Annotated in this window: 2 pseudogenes; one reads left to right on the top strand and one right to left on the bottom strand. The window is 35.3% G+C overall.

What is annotated here, in order from left to right:
* Positions 1 to 1,255, top strand: a pseudogene (locus BU804_RS10260) (hypothetical protein); the annotation flags it as partial.
* A 1,785-nt stretch (positions 1,256 to 3,040) separates the two neighbouring features.
* Here the strand turns inward: BU804_RS10260 and BU804_RS10250 are convergent.
* A pseudogene (locus BU804_RS10250) lies at positions 3,041 to 4,419 on the bottom strand (hypothetical protein); the annotation flags it as partial.

Genomic DNA, 4,419 nt, shown 5'->3' with positions numbered 1-4,419 from the left:
GCTCGATTGCCTGGAATATTCTATTTCTTTTGTTCCTTTGGAAGATATCCTTTCTTTCATTCAACTAGCTGATTATTATCAACTGTCAAAAGTTGAGAAAAAATTAGAAAAACAGCTGATTGAGGCGTATAAATCCCAAAAATTGGAACCGTTTAACTCCAGCGAAGATAGTCTACTGGAATTAAAAGCAATTTTAAATTTTGCGCAGCAGTATCGATTAAATGTTTTAAAAAACTATTTGTTGAAATCCTTATTAAACCAGACCTCTCAGTTAACCGAGTTTGAAAAAATTTTAAAGTATTTTTCAAAAGAGATAGAAGAACTCAATTTTTCAAAGAATGCCTCTTTGACTGATGCCCATCTGTTAGCGTTAAAAAATTGTAAAAATTTAAAAGTACTTCATCTCCAAGAATGTCACAATCTTACCGATGCTGGATTAGCGCATTTGACACCTTTAGTGACTTTACAGCATTTAGATCTGAGCTATTGTAGCAATTTCACGGATGCTGGATTAGCGCATTTGAGACCTTTAATGGCTTTAACGCATTTGAATCTGAGGTGGTGCAGAAATCTTACTGACGCCGGATTAGCCCATTTGACACCTTTAGTGGCTTTAAAATATTTGGATCTGAGCTATTGTAGCAATTTCACGGATGCTGGACTAGCGCATTTGACACCTTTAGTGACTTTACAGCATTTAGATCTGAGCTATTGTAGCAATTTCACGGATGCTGGATTGGCGCATTTGAGACCTTTAGTGGCTTTAACGCATTTGAATCTGAGGTGGTGCCATAATTTCACAGATGCTGGATTGGCGCATTTAACTCCCTTAGTGGCTTTGCAGCATTTAAATCTGAACCTATGCTGGAAATTCACGGATGCTGGATTAGCCCATTTGAGACCTTTAGTGGCTTTACAGCATTTGGATCTGAGCTATTGTAGCAATTTCACGGATGCTGGATTAGCGCATTTGACACCTTTAGTGGTTTTACAGCATTTAGATCTGAGTTCGTGCAAAAAACTCACGGATGCTGGATTAGCGCATTTGACACCTTTAGTGGCTTTACAGTATTTAGATCTGAGTTGGTGCAATCATCTTACCGACGCTGGATTGAGGCATTTAACGCCTTTAGTAGCTTTGCAAGATTTGTATTTGTACTCTTGCGAAAATTTCACCGAAGTTGGATTGGCGCATTTTAAATCCTCAGTAGCTTCACTTCATTTAAATTTGAAGTGGTGCAAACGTTTTCAATGACGTTGACTAAAAAAACATTATTTGTTTTGAAAAATTTAATAAAATTACAGAGTTCTCAGTATCGCGATTCTATTGACTAATAACCTGAATTTTAGACTTATATAGTAATTTAAGTTTAATTTTTCAATTGGTATATGCGTATGCTGAAAAAATGCCTTACTTACTCACCTTACGTAAGCGTAGCTTTTTCTCTTAGGAATTTCTACCCTTGAAAAACCATTTATTAGCCTTAACAAATAACTTATATTTTAGCGCGAAATGACTAAGTGAAGTTTTAAGTCGAAGCATTTCTAGCTTGCTTGCAATAAGCAATAATAGATGCGGAAATAAGATTTTTTTTGAGAACGTATCACTTTAGTTGATGATTTTTCAAGGCTTGCATTTTTGCTTGATCGATTTGAGATATCTTTCTATTCGCCATCTTTTTTTGTAGACTTTATAGATATCGTCAGCAATGTTGTCTAGATCATTTGCCACAAGGTATAGGATGCCTACAGAGCCGTCTTCGCTTTTGAAGATCTTAAGTCATGAATGGGACAGAAAAGAAATAATCCTTAAGCCAAATAATCCTTTTTCTCTACTCTTGGATGCAAATGTATTGAGATTTTGGGAATGGCCATTTTCTTATCTTCTAAAGATAACGCAATTAAGCGATTCAATTTCAGCTCCATAATGAACATTTTCTTTATTTCATCTATATAAAATCTTCTCTATTGAATGATCAATAATCAGAATTCCTTCTTTTTCTTCTTCATACTGACGGATTTTAGGTTGGATGTATTGCCATCAATCTTTTGAATTGAATTGATGATTGTTTAAAAATCTTGTAATTTTATCATGACTGATTTGGTTATCTAAAAGGGCTGAAAGCCCTGTAGTTATTGCATACTTGATTTTGGCTGATCAGATACTCTGTATAAATATCAAGAAGTTCATCAGACATATTTTCCCCCATTACGAGAAGGGAAATTTAAACTCATCGAATGACTTTTTCGACTAATTTCTGCGTAAGGTTAGTTACTCACTTGATTTAAGAAAAAAAGCCCTAAGATAAATTGAAAATGGTGGAACGTGGTCTAAAACCAGAAAAATTTTCGGAGTGACTATGCGTACATTAAGACAAGGAGTTCAAATCCAAGTAAAATAGATAACGGTAAACTCAAAATATATTCAAGAACATCTAGATAGGTATCTAAGAGAGATTGTTATAGAATTTTCTTCCACTTGCCAATGCGAAAGAGCTAGAGAAGATTCCTGAACAGATCGTGTTTACGTCGATAAGAGTGGCAGCAATAAATATTTGCAAAAAGAGTATGCCCGATTTATGCGAGGAGCTCAAGTTTGCGGAGCCATTTCAAGGGCTTTGCTATGCCTGAGGAAACCTTATTGCGGCAAAAATAGAATTTCATTTCTTAGTTTTTTTCTAGACAGGAGCCTGACATACCAAATTATTCAGTCTATGGTTAAAAGATTTTTTTATACCAGAGCTTAAGCCTAGACAAATAGCTATGATGAAAATGCTTTCTTTCACAAATTACAAGTATTGAAAGCGATGGTTGCAAAAGGCGGGATGTAAAATTCTATTTCTTTCTCTTTATTCGTCAGACTTAAATCCTATTAAAATTTTTTAGACAAATTTAAAAAAACGTTCGAACAAATCAGGGAAAACTCAAAACACTAATTGAAGTTATTGAACTTCCTTTTTTAATTATTTTGTGAGAACTATGAAAATTTAATTTAAAAAAACCTATAATATTTCTGTATTTAACGCCATTGAGAGTTACTTTAATAAATAATTTTTAAATGGAGTGGAGATACTGAGGATTTAAAATGCGCCAATCCAACATCCGTGAAATTTTTGCAATAACCCAAATACAAATCTTGCAAAGCCAGTAAAGGCGTTAAATGCCTCAATCCAGCGTCGGTAAGCTTATCGCACCAACTCAAATTTAAATGCTGCAAGGCCACCAAAGGTGTCAAATGGGCTAATCCAGCATCCGTGAGCTTATCGCATTCACTCAAATCCAAATGCGTTAAAGCCACTAAGGGCACCAAATGCGTTAATCCAGCATCCGTTAGCTTTTCGCACTCACTTAGATCCAAATGCTGCAAAGCCACTAAAGGCGTTAAATGCTCTAATCCAGCATTCGTGAGTCTATAGCAATCACCCAGATTTAGATACTGCAAAGCCACTAAAGGCGTTAAATGCTCTAATCCAGCATTCGTGAAATTATGGCATCCAGCCAAATTTAAATGCGATAAAGCCACTAAAGGCATCAAATACGCTAATCCAGCGTCAGTAAGATTTCTACAACAGCTTAGGTCTAAATGCTGTAAAGCCACTAAAGGGGTCAAATGTGCTAATCCAGCATCCGTGAGTTTATAGCAGCTATTCAAATTCAAGTGTTGTAAAGCCACTAAAGTTGTCAAATGTGCTAATCCAGCACCGGTGAGATTAGTGCACTCACTTAGACATAAATGCTGTAAAGCGACTAAAGGTGTCAAATGCGTTAATCCAGCGTCAGTAAGATTTCTACAACAACTCAGATCTAAATGTTGCAAACCCATTAAAGGTCGCAAATGCATTAATCCTGCATCCGTAAGCTTATTACATCCCATCAGATTTAAATGCCTTAAAGCCACCAAAGGTGCTAAATGCGCTAATCCAGCGTCGGTAAGCTTTATACAATCGAACAAATTCAAATATTGTAAAGACACTAAAGGCGTCAAATATGCTAAGCCAGTGTCAGTGAGTTTGTAGCATTCCTGGAGATGTAGCGCTTTTAAATTTTTACAATTTTTTAATGCTGACAGATGGGCATCAGTCAAAGAGGCATTCTTTGAAAAATTGAGTCTTTCTATCTCATTTGAGAAGTGCTTTAAAATTTTTTCAAATTCGGTTAAATGAGAAGCTTGGTTTAGTAAGGAACTTACAACTATGAGTTCTAAATAATTTTTTAAAGTATTTAATTGGTATTGCTGCGCAAAATTTAAAAGTGCTTTTAATTCCACTAAACTATCTGTGGTGGAGTTAAACAGTTCCAATTTTTGGGATTTATACGCCTCAATCAACTGTTTTTCTAATTTTTTCCCAACTTCTGACAGTTGATAATAATCAGCTAGTTGAATGAAAGAAAGGATATCTTCCAAAGGAACAAAAGAAA

Origin of the sequence: Candidatus Protochlamydia sp. W-9 (assembly GCF_001950615.1) — a bacterium.
GTDB classification, from domain to species: domain Bacteria; phylum Chlamydiota; class Chlamydiia; order Chlamydiales; family Parachlamydiaceae; genus Protochlamydia; species Protochlamydia amoebophila.
This window is presented reverse-complemented; position numbering and strand designations above follow the sequence as displayed.